The organism is Pullulanibacillus sp. KACC 23026, from assembly GCF_029094525.1.
In the GTDB taxonomy this organism is placed as follows: domain Bacteria; phylum Bacillota; class Bacilli; order Bacillales; family Sporolactobacillaceae; genus KACC-23026.
In genome coordinates this window covers 746,306-761,181 of sequence record NZ_CP119107.1, presented here as the reverse complement: position 1 = coordinate 761,181, position 14,876 = coordinate 746,306, and the positions used below count along the sequence as shown (strand labels likewise).

Here is a 14,876-nt window from a genome sequence, read left to right as displayed (position 1 = left end):
ACGCTCAGTCGGTTGCAACATACATGCCGCTTCAAGAACGGCTGACCGACGATAACTAGCATTACTAAAAAGAAGTAAACGCCAATTCCACTAGTCCCAAGCGGAGGCGATTACTTCTTTTTTCTGTTGGCGACGAGCGCAATTATCCCAACCATAGCTGTTAAAACCGTGGCTAAGAAGATGCCAAATTGAAAGAGCATGTTCATTGCTTCAAATGTCACCATTAATAACACCCCCTTTCCTATAAGGGAGTGCCAACCGCTCATCCGCTTTATGTAGTTGCTATCATAATTTTATCACAGAGAAACTTCTTATGGGAATATATGTTCTATATATTTTTCGGCAAAATTCAGGTGGTGACAGGCACCGTCCTAAGCTTTGGATTGCCTTAAGTTGCCGAATTTAATAACTTTTTATAAAAGCCTCTTTAGTGGGGAGGAGGGATCCTGTACCCTTTTACACGATTCTATCATTAAACATTGCTGAAATGAGCATCGCTAAATCTTTAAGAGCACCAATAATAGAGAATAACTAAAAGATGGGGAACGATGAATTCCCATAGAGGGAGGTCCGCGACTTCATTCTTCTCGGGCAATCAAATATTTTGCGGTATGATGGATTCCTTATGGTTAAGAGAAGGCACAATTGGCAGAAACTAACTGCTAGTTATGCCTTCTCTCGTGCAAAATTTCCGATTGTCCCCTAAAAGATCCGTCCCCACGCTTCCTGCTTCATTCACATCTTTCAAAGTAGGCGGATATGCCTTGGCCTCCGCCGATACACATAGCGACGATTCCTTTGTTTAGGTTAGAGCGCTGCATTTCATACATCATTTTAACGGTCAAAATTGTACCGGTTGCTCCGACTGGGTGGCCCAGACTAACGGCTCCACCATTGACATTCACTTTTTCAGGGTCAATCTCTAAGTCTCTGACAACGGCATGCGCTTGTGAAGCAAAGGCTTCGTTGATTTCAAATATCTCAATTTCTTTTAAATCTAGATTTAACTTTTTGGCTAACTTTTCGGTAGACAACTTAGGCGCATACCCCATTACTTCGGGACTATTTCCTGCAACAGCATAGCCTTTTATTGTTATAATGGGTTTTACACCTAATTCTTCTGCTTTTTCCTTCGACATCATGACAACTGCCGCAGCGCCATCATTAATGCCTGAAGAATTCGCTGCTGTAACTGAACCGCCTTCTTTAAATGCGGGCTTGAGCTTGGCTAATTTCTCCATGTTGACGCCTTCTCTAGGATGCTCATCTGTATCAAAAATACTGATATTGCCTTTTCGATCTTTTAATTCAATAGGGACAATTTCATCCTTGAATTTTCCATTTTGAATCGCAGACAGTGCCTTTTCTTGACTGTTTAAAGCAAATTGATCCTGTTCTTCACGGGATACATCGTAACGATCTGCAACATTTTCTGCAGTTAAACCATTATGATAAGGTCCGCCTGGCCAGGTTAAAATCGTTAATAGTCCATCCTCTAGAACACCATTTCCCATCTTATAACCAAAACGAGAGCCCTTGTCATAGTAAGGTAATTGGGACATATTCTCTGTTCCGCAAGCTACCACCACATCTGCATTTCCCGTCTGAATTTCAAGCATAGCATCGACAATGGCTTGCAGGCCTGAGCCACATTGTCTGTTTACGGAATAGGCTGTTGTTTCCTCCGGTAAATCTGATTTTAAGGAAACCACTCTGCCAATAAAACCATTCTCAGCGATTTGTCCAACATTTCCAACTATTAGTTCATCGACACAATCCGAAGGCACTCCCGCACGCTTGACAACTTCCTTCACAACAGTTGCTGCAAGATCAGTCGGATGAACATCTTTTAAACTTCCACCAAATTTCCCGATCGCCGTTCTCGCACCAGATACAATTACAACTTCTTTTAAATCACTCATTAAATTCCCCTCCTAATAAAACTCATCATAAAACTTCAGTTATTTGCTAATCTCTATTAATCTGCCATTATCTCATTAATTCCAAATACACCATCTTCAAATAACCGATTGTCCATCACCTTTAACTCGCTGCTGATGATCGGTTGAAAATCCATCTGATCTAACACATCTTTTTGTAAATCCACACCCGGTGCAATTTCAATCAACATCACACCTTCTTTTACTAATTTAAAAACAGCTCGCTCTGTAACAAAGAGAACCTCCTGGCCTTTTTCACGGGCTAATTGTCCATTAAAAGAGATCTGTGACACCTTTAAAACCATTTTCTTGATGGATCCGTCTTCCTCAATCTTGACTTGACTATTTTCAAAGCCAATCTTGGCTCCCCCTGTATTGAAGGTTGCACAAAACACGACTTTTTTAGCGTTTTGAGTAATGTCAATAAAGCCGCCTGCCCCCGTACATAAAGGCCCCATTTTGGTCGCATTAACATTGCCTTCACCGTCTAGTTCACCTGCACCCATAAACGTCACATCGACACCGGCACCATTGTAGTAGTCCATTTGATCAACATGCGAGAGCATGGCATAAGCATTTTGGCCAATCCCAAAATCAATACCGCCTGCCTGAACTCCTCCATATATTCCGGATTCTACCGTGATCATAAAATCGTTGGAAACACCTTCTTCGTTAGCGATCTTTCCTATGACATCATTTGGGATTCCGGTCCCTAGATTGATCACATCCCCTTTCTTAATTTCAAGCATCGCTCGTCTGCCAATAAACTTGCGAATCGTTAAACTCAAAGGGGGGATAGAGTCCTGCGGAACCCTTAAGTCGCCTGAATAAGAAGGATCATAATACCAGGATGAAGTTTGGCGATGATCTTCCTCTGGATTTTCGCAAACTACAATTGCATCGACAAAAACACCTGGAACAACAATATTTTTTGGATGGAGGGCCCCCGTTTCAGCAACCCGTTTAACCTGGACGATTACCTTCCCGCCAAATCGTTTCGTTGCCAGCACCGCAGGCAAGACCTCTAACTTCATGGCCTCTTCTTCCATTGAAATATTACCCATCTCATCAGCTGTTGTCCCTCGAATAATACAGACATCTAATGGGATTTTCTTATAAAACATGTACTCTTCCTCGTCATAGTGGATAATTTCTGAGAGATCTTCTAATTCTTTTGATCTCTCATTCATTTTTCCACCTTCAATCCTTGGATCGACAAAAGTCCCTAGCCCCGCTTTGCTCATCTTTCCTGGAAGTCCGCACGCCATCGATCGGTATAACTGGGCAATTTGGCCTTGGGGCAAACAAAACGCTTCCACTTTATTATTGGCAATCATATCCATCCACCTAGGCTGCAACCCCCAGTGTGAGCCGATAATCCTTGTCACTAATCCTTCATGAGCAAAATGCTGAATGCCATCTTTCCGATCACTTTGGCCTGCTGAATGAACCAACGTGAGATTGCGGGGATGACCTGTATTTAAGAAACTCTCTTCGATTTCTTTAAGAATAGCTTCAGAGGCCCCCACTAATGTCATCCCAACAGTCGCTACGGTACTGCCATCTTTTATAAAATCTGTTACGTGATCCGCCTTAATGAAATGAGCTTTCAAAACTTGAACTCCCTTTCTCATAACTCATAGTTACATTTCATAGATAAGTTTGATTTAGTAAGTAAACGGTTGCTTTTAATTACGCAGGTACATACTGTCCGCATAGAAGTGTTTAAATCAACACTAAACTTTTACGTAGATTACTTATCAATTCCGCAAGATTTTTTACCAACTAACGCCCAGTCTTTTCCGCGTCTTTTTCCAACTGTTTCTCTAGTGAAGAAGATGGTTAAAATGAACGCAGCAATCATACAGAAAGCTAAGAAGTATAGACCAGAAATATAACCGCCTTGAGCATTCCAACCGCCGCCGGCATTAATGAAGAAGCCCAAAACTAAAGGAGAAGCACCACCGATGTACATCCCAGTTTCGGCAATTCCCATCGCAGTGCCGGTATAACCCTTTTTTGCGGAATCTGTTACTAGAGAAAAAATGACTGGGAAAATGGCATTCGTACAACAACCTGCAAATAGTTGAATAGCCACTAATAAGAAAATACTATATGCACTGAATTGGAAGAGAACTAATGCAATTGTCAGCCAAGCAAAAGCAATCAACATGGTTCTCTTGCGACCTATTACATCGGAAATACTTCCCCAAAAAATCTGACCAATTCCACCTGTAATCGTAAAAACAACTGACCAGCCAGCTGCAGCGGCATAGCTGAAATGACCAACAAAGGCGAGATATGGGGCTAGCCAAAAATTAAGACCTGTAAAAGCTGCTTCTGCCAAAAGTACACAAAGGGTTCCTACTAATATATTTGGATTCTTTAAGGATTCTAAAATTGCGCCTTTATTTGACCCGTGTACATGTCCCGATTCAAGAGAAGGCGTTAAATTCATTTTTTTAGTGTCCTGCTCATATCTCTTGAAGTTTTTAGAGGAAGAGAACACCCAATAACCAATGTATATCGGGATAATTAATAACGGGATAATAAGAAAGGGCATTCTCCAATTTCCATGTGAAAGTAATAGAATAAGAGAAATTAATAGACCACTAAACAAAGTCCCCCATGGATACGCAGAATGGTGAGCGCCTAATGCAAATCCTCTTCTTTCTTTCGGCCACCACTCTGATACGGTTGTCACTTCGATGGACTCTCCTACTCCGCCAAAAGCATTTTTGATAACCTGCAAAATGACAAAGCCGGTTGCTGCTGACGTAAGAACGGATACCCCTGTAAGAATAGAAAATAACGTATATCCTAAGGCCATCCAAATACCACTGTATTTTCTGGCCCAACCTTGACCTTTTTTATCTGACCATGCTGCCCCCAAAATCGAGAATGCTCCAGTTGCAACCATGATCACGGAAACGATTGTCCCGACAACATCAGCTGAGAGGTGATATTCATTCACAATGGCCGGCATGACCCGGTTCATAATTTCTCTGCTGGTGGCATTCATCGCAAAGATTAACCAAAGGAATAGTAAAGCCACCCATGATAGTTTAGGTGCATGAGGGACGATCCTTTTTTTGGATTTAACAGGTGTATTGATTTGTTCAGCGGTATTTTTCATAGTCATATCTCCACTTCCTCTCTACCTGTCATACTTTTTTACAGAACTTTTTTTGATGGCTGGAAAATTAGAATTTTGATATTTCTGAATATAAAGGTCATGACCAGGCAAGATCAGCTCTGCCCTTTCTCTTACATCTTCCATTCCCTTATACATTTCCTTGGTACACGTTAGAATCCCCGCTGGAAGATTTTCTTGAATGTTTTCAATCAGATTCGAAACGTCACCTGCGACACACAATATACCTTCTTCAGTATCCACTAAGACAGATTGGTGTCCTTCTGAATGGCCCGGTGTTAAAAAGACTTTGACACCCGGAACAACTTCTTCTTCGCCATCTACAAATATCCAATTGAAATAATTGACGGCACTTGTATCAAATAGTTCATTAAAGTAGATAGGTTCCTGACAAGGAATTGGATTATGGGCCGCTTCCCACTCTCTTCTCTGTACAACAAATTTGGCATTGGGAAACAAACGATTATTGCCACAGTGATCGTAATGAAGATGCGTATTGATGACAATGTCAACATCGTCTGGCGACCATCCGACCCCTTTATTTAAAGCCTCTACAAGATACTCATCCTCACTTTGGCGGCAAGGACCAATATTTTTTTCTACCCAGTTCAAATCATGTATGCCTGTATCCACCAAAATGCTATGGGTACCATCTGTTATAGCTGTTGCCCACATCGGGATCCATAAATAGTCACCAACATCTTTTTGATAGGTTAGTGATGACTTTTCAACATAAAGTTCTCCCATTCTTAAAGCGGTTGCTTTCCATTTTTGACTCATGATTATCTCGCCTTCCCTCTTTTTAATGGACTTCCACTTGACCGGATTCTCTTAATATATCTTGAAAAATGGATGGATCCATTTCTTTCAAGTTACTTGCGATCATCGGCTCAAACTCCATTTGGTCCAAAATATCTTGACGAAGGTCAATCCCTGGGGCTATTTCTGTTAAAACCAAACCATCTTTTGTAAGAACAAAGACAGCCCGTTCTGTTACATACATCACATCTTTTGAATGATCAGAGGCATACTTTCCGCTAAACGTAATCTGATTGACATGCTTTGTTAATTTTTTAAATTTACCTTCCTGATTAATTTTTAATTGTCCGTCCTTAATCAAGATGTCTAAACCACCGCTTGTAAACGTCGTACAAAAAACCACTCTCTTAGCAGATTGCGTAATATCTATAAACCCGCCACAGCCTACAATTCGATCACCAAACTTAGAGACATTTACATTACCAAAGGCATCGATTTCAGCTGCTCCCATAAACGTAATGTCAATCCCTGCACCGTGATAGTAATCAAATAAATACTCATGATCTAAAATCGCACTGGCATTACGGGCAACTCCAAATTCATTGCCGCCTACAGGGATGCCGCCTACGATCCCGGATTCAAGGGTCAATGTCATAAATTCATTTAATCCTTCTTCATTAATAATTCCGCCAATAACATCACCAGGTATCCCGATCCCTAAATTGACTACAGCAGATGGCATCAACTCTTTCACAGCTCTCCTGCCGATCACCTTTCGCACATTTAAGGGAAGAGGTGCAAGACTTCTATTTGGGGTCCGTACATCCCCTGAGAATATAGGTGAATAAACCGTACTTGGAACTTGCCGGTGTTCTGTTTCCGGATCATCAACGAGAACATAATGATCGATGAGGTAACCTGGAACAACGACATCTTTTGGATGGAAGGATTGCTTGGATGCGAGATACTTGACTTGAGCGATAACTTTGCCGCCATACGCTTTTGCAGCGTGGGCAGCAGAAATAATTTCCAGCTTCAATGGCTCCTCTTCGGTTGTTAAATTCCCATCTTCATCCATACTCGTTGCACGAATAAACACATAATCCAATGGGATAGAAGGATATAATAAAAGTTCTTCCTGATCGATATGGATCACTTTAATTAAATCATCTGTGGCTTTTGCCCGATTATTGATCTTCCCCCCCTCAACACGGGGATCAACAAACGTCCCAAGGCCGATCGGAGAAAGCTGACCTGGAAGCCGATTGGCCATGGCCCGTAATAAGTGGGTTAATTGGCCTTGGGGCCAGCAATGGCATTCAATTTTATTTTCCTCAATTAACTCCCTCATCTTTGGAGCAAGTCCCCAGTGACCGCCAATGACCCGAGAAAGAAGACCTTCTTTAGCAATATGTTCAATGCCATTCGATTTGTCTGACTGCCCAGCAGTGTGAAAAACAGTCAGATCATGAGGAGAACCCGTTTCTGTAAATTGATGTCCGATGGCTTTTAAAATTTTGTCGCATTGTCCCATCCCGCCGAATCCAACTAAACCAATGGTGCTTCCATCCGGGATGCTGCTTGCAAGCTCCTTTTCATTTATCTTTGTTGTCATCCCACAATTCCCCCTTTCAATTTTGACATTCACTGAACAAATTCATCATAGCGCTGTCAAAACATCCAAAAAACGCAATCTATTTTATTAGGTTCTGTTAAAATTGACTGTTGATTTCCGCTCCAGTGCACTCGCTTTCCGTGGGCAATCCGCCAGCCACCCCTTACTACTTGCGATACTTCTTGATTCCTACGATGGTGACGCCCATCCAGTAACTTTACCAAATGTCATAGCATCAGCACGACCTTCAGGCTTCTAATAAAATAAATCTCTGGAATAGAGCCATCCACCACTAACCGCAGCTTTATTAAGGGCTTTCATTTTGATCTTCCTTGTGGAAATTGGTTTTATAAAACCATTCCTCCACCAACGTTTATCACTTCACCGTTAATGTAAGAAGCTTGATCGGAAGCAAGGAAAGCAATGCAGTTCGCCACATCCTCAGGTTTGCCGGCTCTTCCCATTGGAATTTTTGAAATCATCATGTCCCATACCTTTTCTGGAACACCGCGTGTCATATCTGTATCGATAAATCCAGGGCAAATCGCATTCACTGTGACATTTTTTCTGCCTAATTCTCTTGCTGCTGTTTTTGTAATGCCCACCACACCGGCTTTTGCAGCAGCATAATTAGCCTGACCGACATTCCCAAGCCAGCTTGCTGAAGAGATATTTACAATACGCCCATTTTCTTGCTCTCTCATGACAGCGCTTGCAGGTTGCATCGTATTAAAGACGCCTGTTAAGTTAACGCTAATCACACGATCCCACTGTTCATGATCCATCTTGTGCAGCATGGCATCTCGGTTTATTCCCGCGTTATTAACAAGAATGTCGAGTTTCCCATGTTTCTTGACGGTCTCTTCAACTAAAGATCTCGCTTCTTCTTTATTGGCCACATTACAAAGAAACGCTTCAGCACGATCTCCACGCTTAGTTATTTCAGAAACTGTTGCTTCAGTTCCCTCTGGATTCATATCACTAACCACAACATGTGCACCTAAAGAAGCTAATTTTTCAGCAATACCTTTACCCAGTCCTCTGGCTGCTCCTGTAACGATCGTGACTTTTCCTGTTAAATCAATCATCTCTCATCCTCCTCTTATTATCCGAAAATACAATAAATTAAAAAACAGTAAATTTATTATCTAGTTAGTTAGTTGTCATTAATGAACGGCAACTTTCTCTAATTACTAGTTCTGGCTCGATTAATTGTTGTGTACCCTTATCTTCTTTATTCATTTGGAGCAGGTCTACTAACAGTTTGCATCCCATTTTTCCAATCTCATAGGCCTTGGCATCCACTGTCGTTAATGGAATCCGAAAGTCCTCGGAAAATGTGATGTTATCGGATCCAATGACTGAGATATCTTGAGGCACTTTGAGGCCATGATCTAATAATGCTTTTATTGTCCCGAAAGCCATGACATCACTTACTGCAAAAATCGCTGTAGGCAAGTCACCTTTTTCGATTAACGTTTGAATATCTCGATAAGCGCTTTTCATGTTATATTCACTCTGAATGATTCGATTATCTTTGGGGACAATCCCCTGTTTTAGAAGAGTCTCTTTAAATCCTTTTTCACGTTCCCAACTATTTAGACGATTTCCAACGATAATGGCAATATCCCTGTGGCCTTGGTTGAGCAGGAATTCCGTGGCCAATTCCCCGACTCGATAACTATTGATTCTGACTAGGTTTCCGTCGTAATTAAATGGAGCTCTATTAATCAAAACATGAGGAATCTTTTCTTGTTCTAAAAACTGGACACTGCGTGAATGTTCCTTATCGACAGTGGCTAAGATGACACCATCCACGCCTTGATCAACCATTGATTGAATGAGTTCAAATTCTTTTTTGGAATCATCATCTGTCGTGCAAAGCATAGGCTTATACTTATTTAAAAGTGCAATATCCTCGACACCCTTCAACATTAATGGATAAAAAGGGTTCGTAATTTCTGTAACAACAACACCGATCAGATGAGTTTCCTTCTTCTTCAAACTTCTGGCCACTCGATTAGGCCGATACCCAATCTCTTGGATCGCTTGCTCAACCCTTTCTTTCAGTTGATCACTAACAAATTTGTTATTATTGATGACTGCTGAAACTGTTGCGATTGATACATTAGCTTTTTTGGCTACATCTTTAATTGTTACCATTATCCTCAACTCCCAGCGAAACGTTTAGCTATATGTGTATAGTAAGGGAAGTTACATCAGATTGCAATTCGATGTGACTCCGATGATTTGGTCTCGGTTCAACTAATTCGTTTCAGTTGATTGAAAACGCTGCCGATTAATTTCGACCGACCATCTAAACGTTTAGCTAAACGTTTCGCTAATAAAGAGGTTAATACACTTTTAATGAATTGTCAATATTATTTATAAATTTTAAAATTATTTTTATTGAGGTACTTTTCGATGCAAGGGGCAACATTATCTAATGTTAATGATGCTTTGGATTATCTCAATATAGCTCTCTCTTCAAATGCAGAAACTCTAATTAAAAAAGCAGCTGGTAAAATGCCTTATGACAGGTATAGAGCAAGAGAGATATTAAGAAAATATATTGCAAATAATAAAGCTTGTAATTGAGAAAAACGAAGCAATAAAAATGTTTAAATAAAGAGAGTGTATTTATTAGGAGTTCCCTTATAAAGAGTTTGATAAGAGTAAAGCATAAAGACACCCATTGGCGGGCGCCTTTATAATTTATTTCTTTAAGAATGCAGCAACCCAAGTAGTGATTGCATCGACTTCATCATTATTAATTTGCCTATTTCCTAAGAATGGTGTCAGTATTACAAATTGATTTTCTCCTTTTCTTTTTCCAATTTTAAAAAAGCGAGAAATTTTATTACTTCTTGGCACTAAATCTTTATAATCCTCATGTGGTTCAATTTTTATTTCTTCTTCAAACTCAAATCCTAAATCTTCATATACGGATTGTAGTCTGAAACCATGATTTTCAATTCCTGCATACACCCAGCTAACTTTCATAGGGTAACGATCATACATTTCTTTAATAAGTTTCTTCCGCCTAGATTGTTCGCTTTTTTGATATTCCGAATATGTTCTTTTGGTAAATGGTAGCTCTTCGGATAACTGATAAGAGAAATTACCTTGTTTTGGTAGAGGGAAATAATCAAACATGGCAGTTTTTGAGTCCGGGCGGTGAAGAACGTCTTCCCTATACTTTTTTAGATTATTTCCTAGTTTAAAGTTATGATCTAACAAATATTTTATACGAGTTTGATAGCGCATTACTTGGTCAAAAGGACTGTCCCCTGACTCACTGTCATAGATACCGATATCTTTGACATAAAATCCACCTAGTTTATCTCTATCTTGCTCAATATATCCCAATCCATCATTATTAGAACGAAATAACTCTAGACGTTCCTCAAAATTTTTTTGAGCTGATTCACGTGCCAATCCTTCTTCTCGTCCAACAAAGACCAAATCAGCACGTTCAATATCACCGTACTGAAAGAAGCATTCAAATAATTCGTAGTCATCTTTTGATAAATACACCTCTTCTATGCTATTAGATGATGGCTTATTCTTCTTATTGCTTAAATTTCTATTACCAACATTAGAATTTCTCTGAACATCATATAGACCTACAAAAATTCCTTCTAAAAATTGCTTACCCTTAGGTAATATTTCAAAATAACAATGGTCTTTTTTGGCTGTTTTATCCAAAGGTCTTCTACCATCAGTGACTTCATCCAAGTAGTCCATATGTTGTCCCACTGCTGAACTATTATTATGATTGGAAATTACTTCATTAAAGTAATCTCTATTTTCCTCAACAAAATTAGTCCACCAAACAGATCTATCCTCGGTGTGTGTCTCCATATACTCTCGATAATCTGTCATCTTCCTTATGCATTTTTCATTTTCATCTAGAGTCCAACTTGGCATTAACCTATCAACCTCTCTTATTTTTTGATTCTATACAAATCCTACCAATTTATGTTTAGCATTCTTCCATGCCATTTTATTAATTCTATCCTAAAAGTTTCACCTTATTTTATAACCAAATTTTTTTGTTTATTCAGCCCTACTACAGTATTTTTAGGTCATAAGGAGAGATAAACTCTAGAAAATAATTAAGGACCTACATCTTAAATAGATGTACGTCCTTTCTTGTTTTTTATAAGCCCTCATTTCAAAACAGAGGATGCTATTACAACATACTCTTAATCTCTTCAATTAAACCATCTGTGGTTTTCTCCCAGGAGAATTCCTTGCTTCGTCTTAGACCTTGTTCTCTTAGCGATTTGTATTCATCCTCATGGTTAAAAAGCCGGTTGATTTGATTAATAAGATCATTGGCATCATATGGATCAAAATAAAGGGCCCCATATGAACAAACTTCCGGGATAGAGGCAGCTGTTGAGGCGATAACGGGACAGCCTTGAGACATAGCTTCAAGAGGCGGGAGCCCAAAGCCCTCATATAAAGAAGGAAAGATAAATCCCTTAGCATTCTGATAGAGTGATTTCAGCTGCTCATCAGTGACATATCCAACCATTTTGACATTTTCCGAGTTATCAAAATTAACCTTAGAGAACACCTTATTGTCATTATTCCCCGCTATCACAACCTGACCTTTAAAGGTTTCCATCTTTTCCAGAGCTTCAAGGATAATCTTGAAGTTTTTATTCGGATGCAAGCTGCTGACTGCTAATAAATAATTGTTTTTATCTATATGATATTGGGATAATACGCTCTCGTCCGTACCCACTTTATCAAAATGATTGGCTGCGATGTGTGTCACTTTAGTTTTCTCTTTTAAAGATGGCAGAAACTTAATAAGCTCATCCTTTGAAAAGTGAGATACCGTTATCACGCGTTGACTAAACCGGGATAAAAATGTGTAAAGAAATTTATACCACAAAATAAACTTTTTTGAATAGCCATCTGGCTGCGAATAAATGGAGGCATCATGCAAATAGACTATTTGCTTTCTTTTTAAGATGGGTCCAGTATTACAGAAATCAATTAAAACATTCCCCCTTGAGTAAAACGGCAAATTCAGCTGTTCCCAAAGGTGGCCCTTTAAAAATCCCACTTTCTTGATGGCTATGTTTTTGAGCGGTAATTGATCGTGATCAATAGGCTCAGGAGTAAGAATCGTTATATTAAAAGAAAGATCTTTTGCTTTTTGATCTAATGCTTTTACGATTTGATGAGCAACTCGTTGAACACCGGTAATTCTTTGCGTTAGAAACCTACCGTTAATAAATACTTCCATTTTCCCTTCCCTTTCAGCGGCCTTATTCTTTTAGTTCGTTTATATAGAAACATTAACTATTCTAGTAAAATTGGACATACCGAAATTAAGGGTATCACACACCTAGAAACTAGTAAAGGTTACTTATTATCATCGTTAATCATGAAACACAAGAACCGTCCCCGCGTTTCAGTGAATCCTTCCTAATGCTCGCTCCATCGCAAATATCATGGATTTCTTAAGGATGTTCCAATTCGAGTGCACAGAGGCACCTGCCACTCGTGGATTAACCTCAATGGGTACTTCTAATAGTCTAAGATTTCGTTGTTTGGCGCGTATAATACTAACGCCACCGTATACATAGTCGTTTTCTAGTAATGGATAGAGTTCTTTTCTATAAGCTCTAAATCCGGTTGTAGCATCCGACACTCCGGCAACCTTAGCCATCACCTTTTCCCCGAGTCTAGGCAATTCCGAGCGAACCCCCAATACGAGATCAGCCTCATTTCTCATAATTGGCTCGACAATGGCGTCTATCCGATCGATCGGGTGCTGCCCATCAGCGTCCATCGTTACGACCACCGGATGGTTAGCTGCTTTCATTCCATCCATTATCGCTTGAATAGGCCCACCATTTACCGCTTGTCTTAGTAATCTTACACCCACTATCGCCTCAACCAATTCAGCCGTTCCATCTGTACTGCCGTCATCCACCACAATAATGTCCGCAGCCGTTCTTTCCACCAAGTCTGTCAGTACACCTTTTATAGATTCCGCTTCATTATAGGCTGGAATGACAATTGAAAAAGATGACATACCATCACCCCATTAATCTTAAGTTTCTTTTCTAATTCTATTATAAAGGATGAGGCATGGCTCTAGAAGATATAGTGAAACAATAACTATTAGTGCTAGAGTAATATTAGACACCAAGTGAACCTTGATAGCCACGACGCTCAGACCTTTCAAAGACCACGCCCATTAAACCCCCTTCTACTATGAAAAGAAAACAAGCCTGCCGCACCCGCCATGAGTGAGTCACAGCGTACTGACACGCTAGCCATTCCCTTCTCTCACCCTTCTTCTCTTATTGTAGGGAATCCCGCTCTATCTCACCGCCAACGGCAATATCGAAGAAGCTCTAATCATTTAAAATAAACTTGGCTTTTCAAAAACATTTTATCAAAAAAAGCTCAGTATAAATTACATATATTCCCAATACTTTACCTGCAGGTAATGGAGATTCCAGATAGTCCCCTTGATAATTAAATTAAGGAGACTAACTATTATGAGATATTTTAATGAACTCTTAATTGAAATAGGAAAAGAAATTAGAGCGATTCGTATCTCTAAGAATATGACTATTTATGATCTTGAGCATAAATCTGGTGTATCTAATAAACAAATTAGTTTCATCGAAAGAGGGCTTTCACCGTTCGATTTTGAAACTCTTGTTAATCTCCTGGTTGGACTAGAAATTTCCCTTCAGCAAATAGTCACCCCAGAAAACACGTATATCTTTCAGAAAATGATTAAATATAAAAAAGAATTAACTGATAAAGAGACAAACAATTAGCACTTCTACCCGAAATCCCTTCTCCCTACCACCGTTTTTAAACCTAAACCTATTTCTTCTCATTACCCACCCCATTTAAAGGAGCGATCCCTCATGACAAATGTAAACGTTTCCGATTTTTACGAGATTAATTCCAACACGACTGCATTAGCACCAGCCAAGCACTTCGATTATCAAACCATTATCTATGAAACCGATCAAGTTCTTTACGTTAATAAGCGGCCTTTGGAGTTGATCGAACCAGCCTGTATGGAGGGAGGGGCAACTTACGATGGGAGACGCCTGGCGGTGATTCATCAAACTGGTGCTAAGCACAAGGTCCCGATTCCCATTGCTCCAAACAAAGGGATTTTCGCCTTTCCAACTCTTTCACCCAGCCAATATGACTGCCATTGGATCTTCTACCAGCACGTCCGTCAGATTAAACCTCATCCTAGTAAAACCACCCAATCACTTGTCTACTTCAAAAACGGACAAGACCCTCTCGAACTATCCATCTCTTATCCTATTCTTGAAAAACAAATGCACCGAACATCGTTTTGTATTGTGAGATTTTCATAAGACATGAAAGCTGGAAACTTCATTCG

General features: G+C 39.8%; 14 protein-coding genes. 3 read left to right on the top strand and 11 right to left on the bottom strand.

The window, feature by feature from the left end:
• Window positions 1–110: 110 nt before the first annotated feature.
• The 8 genes from PU629_RS03380 to PU629_RS03345 all read right to left on the bottom strand — a co-directional run bounded on the left by PU629_RS03380 (window position 111) and on the right by PU629_RS03345 (window position 9,631).
• Entirely contained in the window at window positions 111–224 is a 114-nt protein-coding gene (locus tag PU629_RS03380; RefSeq protein ID WP_275282866.1) for a putative holin-like toxin, read from the bottom strand.
• Window positions 225–731: 507 nt separating this feature from the next.
• Window positions 732–1,922: a thiolase family protein gene (locus tag PU629_RS03375; protein WP_275282865.1), complete on the bottom strand. Its 1,191-nt coding sequence runs from the start codon at window positions 1,920–1,922 to the stop codon at window positions 732–734.
• A gap of 56 nt (window positions 1,923–1,978) precedes the next feature.
• Window positions 1,979–3,553, bottom strand: a complete 1,575-nt coding sequence (locus tag PU629_RS03370; RefSeq protein WP_275282864.1) for an acyl CoA:acetate/3-ketoacid CoA transferase — start codon at window positions 3,551–3,553, stop codon at window positions 1,979–1,981.
• Between the two features lie 140 nt (window positions 3,554–3,693).
• On the bottom strand, window positions 3,694–5,082 hold the full coding sequence (locus PU629_RS03365) for an MFS transporter (protein ID WP_275282863.1): 1,389 nt from the start codon (window positions 5,080–5,082) through the stop codon (window positions 3,694–3,696).
• A 15-nt stretch (window positions 5,083–5,097) separates the two neighbouring features.
• Window positions 5,098–5,874, bottom strand: coding sequence for an N-acyl homoserine lactonase family protein (locus tag PU629_RS03360; protein WP_275282862.1), 777 nt, complete (start codon window positions 5,872–5,874; stop codon window positions 5,098–5,100).
• Between the two features lie 22 nt (window positions 5,875–5,896).
• Entirely contained in the window at window positions 5,897–7,468 is a 1,572-nt protein-coding gene (locus PU629_RS03355; RefSeq protein ID WP_275282861.1) for an acyl CoA:acetate/3-ketoacid CoA transferase, read from the bottom strand.
• A 347-nt stretch (window positions 7,469–7,815) separates the two neighbouring features.
• Complete coding sequence (fabG, locus tag PU629_RS03350) at window positions 7,816–8,556, bottom strand: 3-oxoacyl-ACP reductase FabG (protein WP_275282860.1); 741 nt, start codon at window positions 8,554–8,556, stop codon at window positions 7,816–7,818.
• Between the two features lie 64 nt (window positions 8,557–8,620).
• A complete protein-coding gene (locus PU629_RS03345; RefSeq protein ID WP_275282859.1) occupies window positions 8,621–9,631 on the bottom strand; it encodes a LacI family DNA-binding transcriptional regulator in 1,011 nt (336 codons plus the stop codon).
• Window positions 9,632–9,892: 261 nt separating this feature from the next.
• On the opposite strand from PU629_RS03345, the gene PU629_RS03340 reads away from it, so the two are divergent.
• Entirely contained in the window at window positions 9,893–10,066 is a 174-nt protein-coding gene (locus tag PU629_RS03340; protein WP_275282858.1) for a hypothetical protein, read from the top strand.
• Between the two features lie 117 nt (window positions 10,067–10,183).
• On the opposite strand, the gene PU629_RS03335 is transcribed toward PU629_RS03340, so the two are convergent.
• From PU629_RS03335 to PU629_RS03325, 3 genes are all read right to left on the bottom strand, one after another.
• Window positions 10,184–11,398 carry a hypothetical protein gene (locus PU629_RS03335; RefSeq protein ID WP_275282857.1) on the bottom strand — a complete coding sequence of 405 codons (1,215 nt, stop codon included), beginning with the start codon at window positions 11,396–11,398 and terminating at the stop codon, window positions 10,184–10,186.
• Window positions 11,399–11,663: 265 nt separating this feature from the next.
• A complete protein-coding gene (locus tag PU629_RS03330; protein ID WP_275282856.1) occupies window positions 11,664–12,734 on the bottom strand; it encodes a glycosyltransferase family 4 protein in 1,071 nt (356 codons plus the stop codon).
• A 168-nt stretch (window positions 12,735–12,902) separates the two neighbouring features.
• Window positions 12,903–13,529 carry a glycosyltransferase family 2 protein gene (locus tag PU629_RS03325; RefSeq protein WP_275282855.1) on the bottom strand — a complete coding sequence of 209 codons (627 nt, stop codon included), beginning with the start codon at window positions 13,527–13,529 and terminating at the stop codon, window positions 12,903–12,905.
• Between the two features lie 472 nt (window positions 13,530–14,001).
• Here PU629_RS03325 and PU629_RS03320 point away from each other — a divergent pair, with 472 nt between their 5' ends.
• Together PU629_RS03320 and PU629_RS03315 are read left to right on the top strand one after the other, a co-directional pair.
• Window positions 14,002–14,289: a helix-turn-helix domain-containing protein gene (locus PU629_RS03320; RefSeq protein ID WP_275282854.1), complete on the top strand. Its 288-nt coding sequence runs from the start codon at window positions 14,002–14,004 to the stop codon at window positions 14,287–14,289.
• A 93-nt stretch (window positions 14,290–14,382) separates the two neighbouring features.
• Window positions 14,383–14,850, top strand: coding sequence for a competence protein ComK (locus PU629_RS03315; RefSeq protein WP_275282853.1), 468 nt, complete (start codon window positions 14,383–14,385; stop codon window positions 14,848–14,850).
• Window positions 14,851–14,876 lie beyond the last annotated feature (26 nt).

Excerpts from the sequence above, each read along its gene's own strand:
- fabG (WP_275282860.1), bottom strand. The coding sequence starts at position 8,556 with ATGATTGATTTAACAGGAAAAGTCACGATCGTTACAGGAGCAGCCAGA.
- PU629_RS03375 (WP_275282865.1), bottom strand. The coding sequence starts at position 1,922 with ATGAGTGATTTAAAAGAAGTTGTAATTGTATCTGGTGCGAGAACGGCG.
- PU629_RS03325 (WP_275282855.1), bottom strand. The coding sequence starts at position 13,529 with ATGTCATCTTTTTCAATTGTCATTCCAGCCTATAATGAAGCGGAATCT.
- PU629_RS03315 (WP_275282853.1), top strand. The coding sequence starts at position 14,383 with ATGACAAATGTAAACGTTTCCGATTTTTACGAGATTAATTCCAACACG.
- PU629_RS03340 (WP_275282858.1), top strand. The coding sequence starts at position 9,893 with ATGCAAGGGGCAACATTATCTAATGTTAATGATGCTTTGGATTATCTC.
- PU629_RS03330 (WP_275282856.1), bottom strand. The coding sequence starts at position 12,734 with ATGGAAGTATTTATTAACGGTAGGTTTCTAACGCAAAGAATTACCGGT.
- PU629_RS03320 (WP_275282854.1), top strand. The coding sequence starts at position 14,002 with ATGAGATATTTTAATGAACTCTTAATTGAAATAGGAAAAGAAATTAGA.
- PU629_RS03380 (WP_275282866.1), bottom strand. The coding sequence starts at position 224 with ATGGTGACATTTGAAGCAATGAACATGCTCTTTCAATTTGGCATCTTC.
- PU629_RS03355 (WP_275282861.1), bottom strand. The coding sequence starts at position 7,468 with ATGACAACAAAGATAAATGAAAAGGAGCTTGCAAGCAGCATCCCGGAT.
- PU629_RS03365 (WP_275282863.1), bottom strand. The coding sequence starts at position 5,082 with ATGACTATGAAAAATACCGCTGAACAAATCAATACACCTGTTAAATCC.
- PU629_RS03360 (WP_275282862.1), bottom strand. The coding sequence starts at position 5,874 with ATGAGTCAAAAATGGAAAGCAACCGCTTTAAGAATGGGAGAACTTTAT.
- PU629_RS03345 (WP_275282859.1), bottom strand. The coding sequence starts at position 9,631 with ATGGTAACAATTAAAGATGTAGCCAAAAAAGCTAATGTATCAATCGCA.
- PU629_RS03335 (WP_275282857.1), bottom strand. The coding sequence starts at position 11,398 with ATGCCAAGTTGGACTCTAGATGAAAATGAAAAATGCATAAGGAAGATG.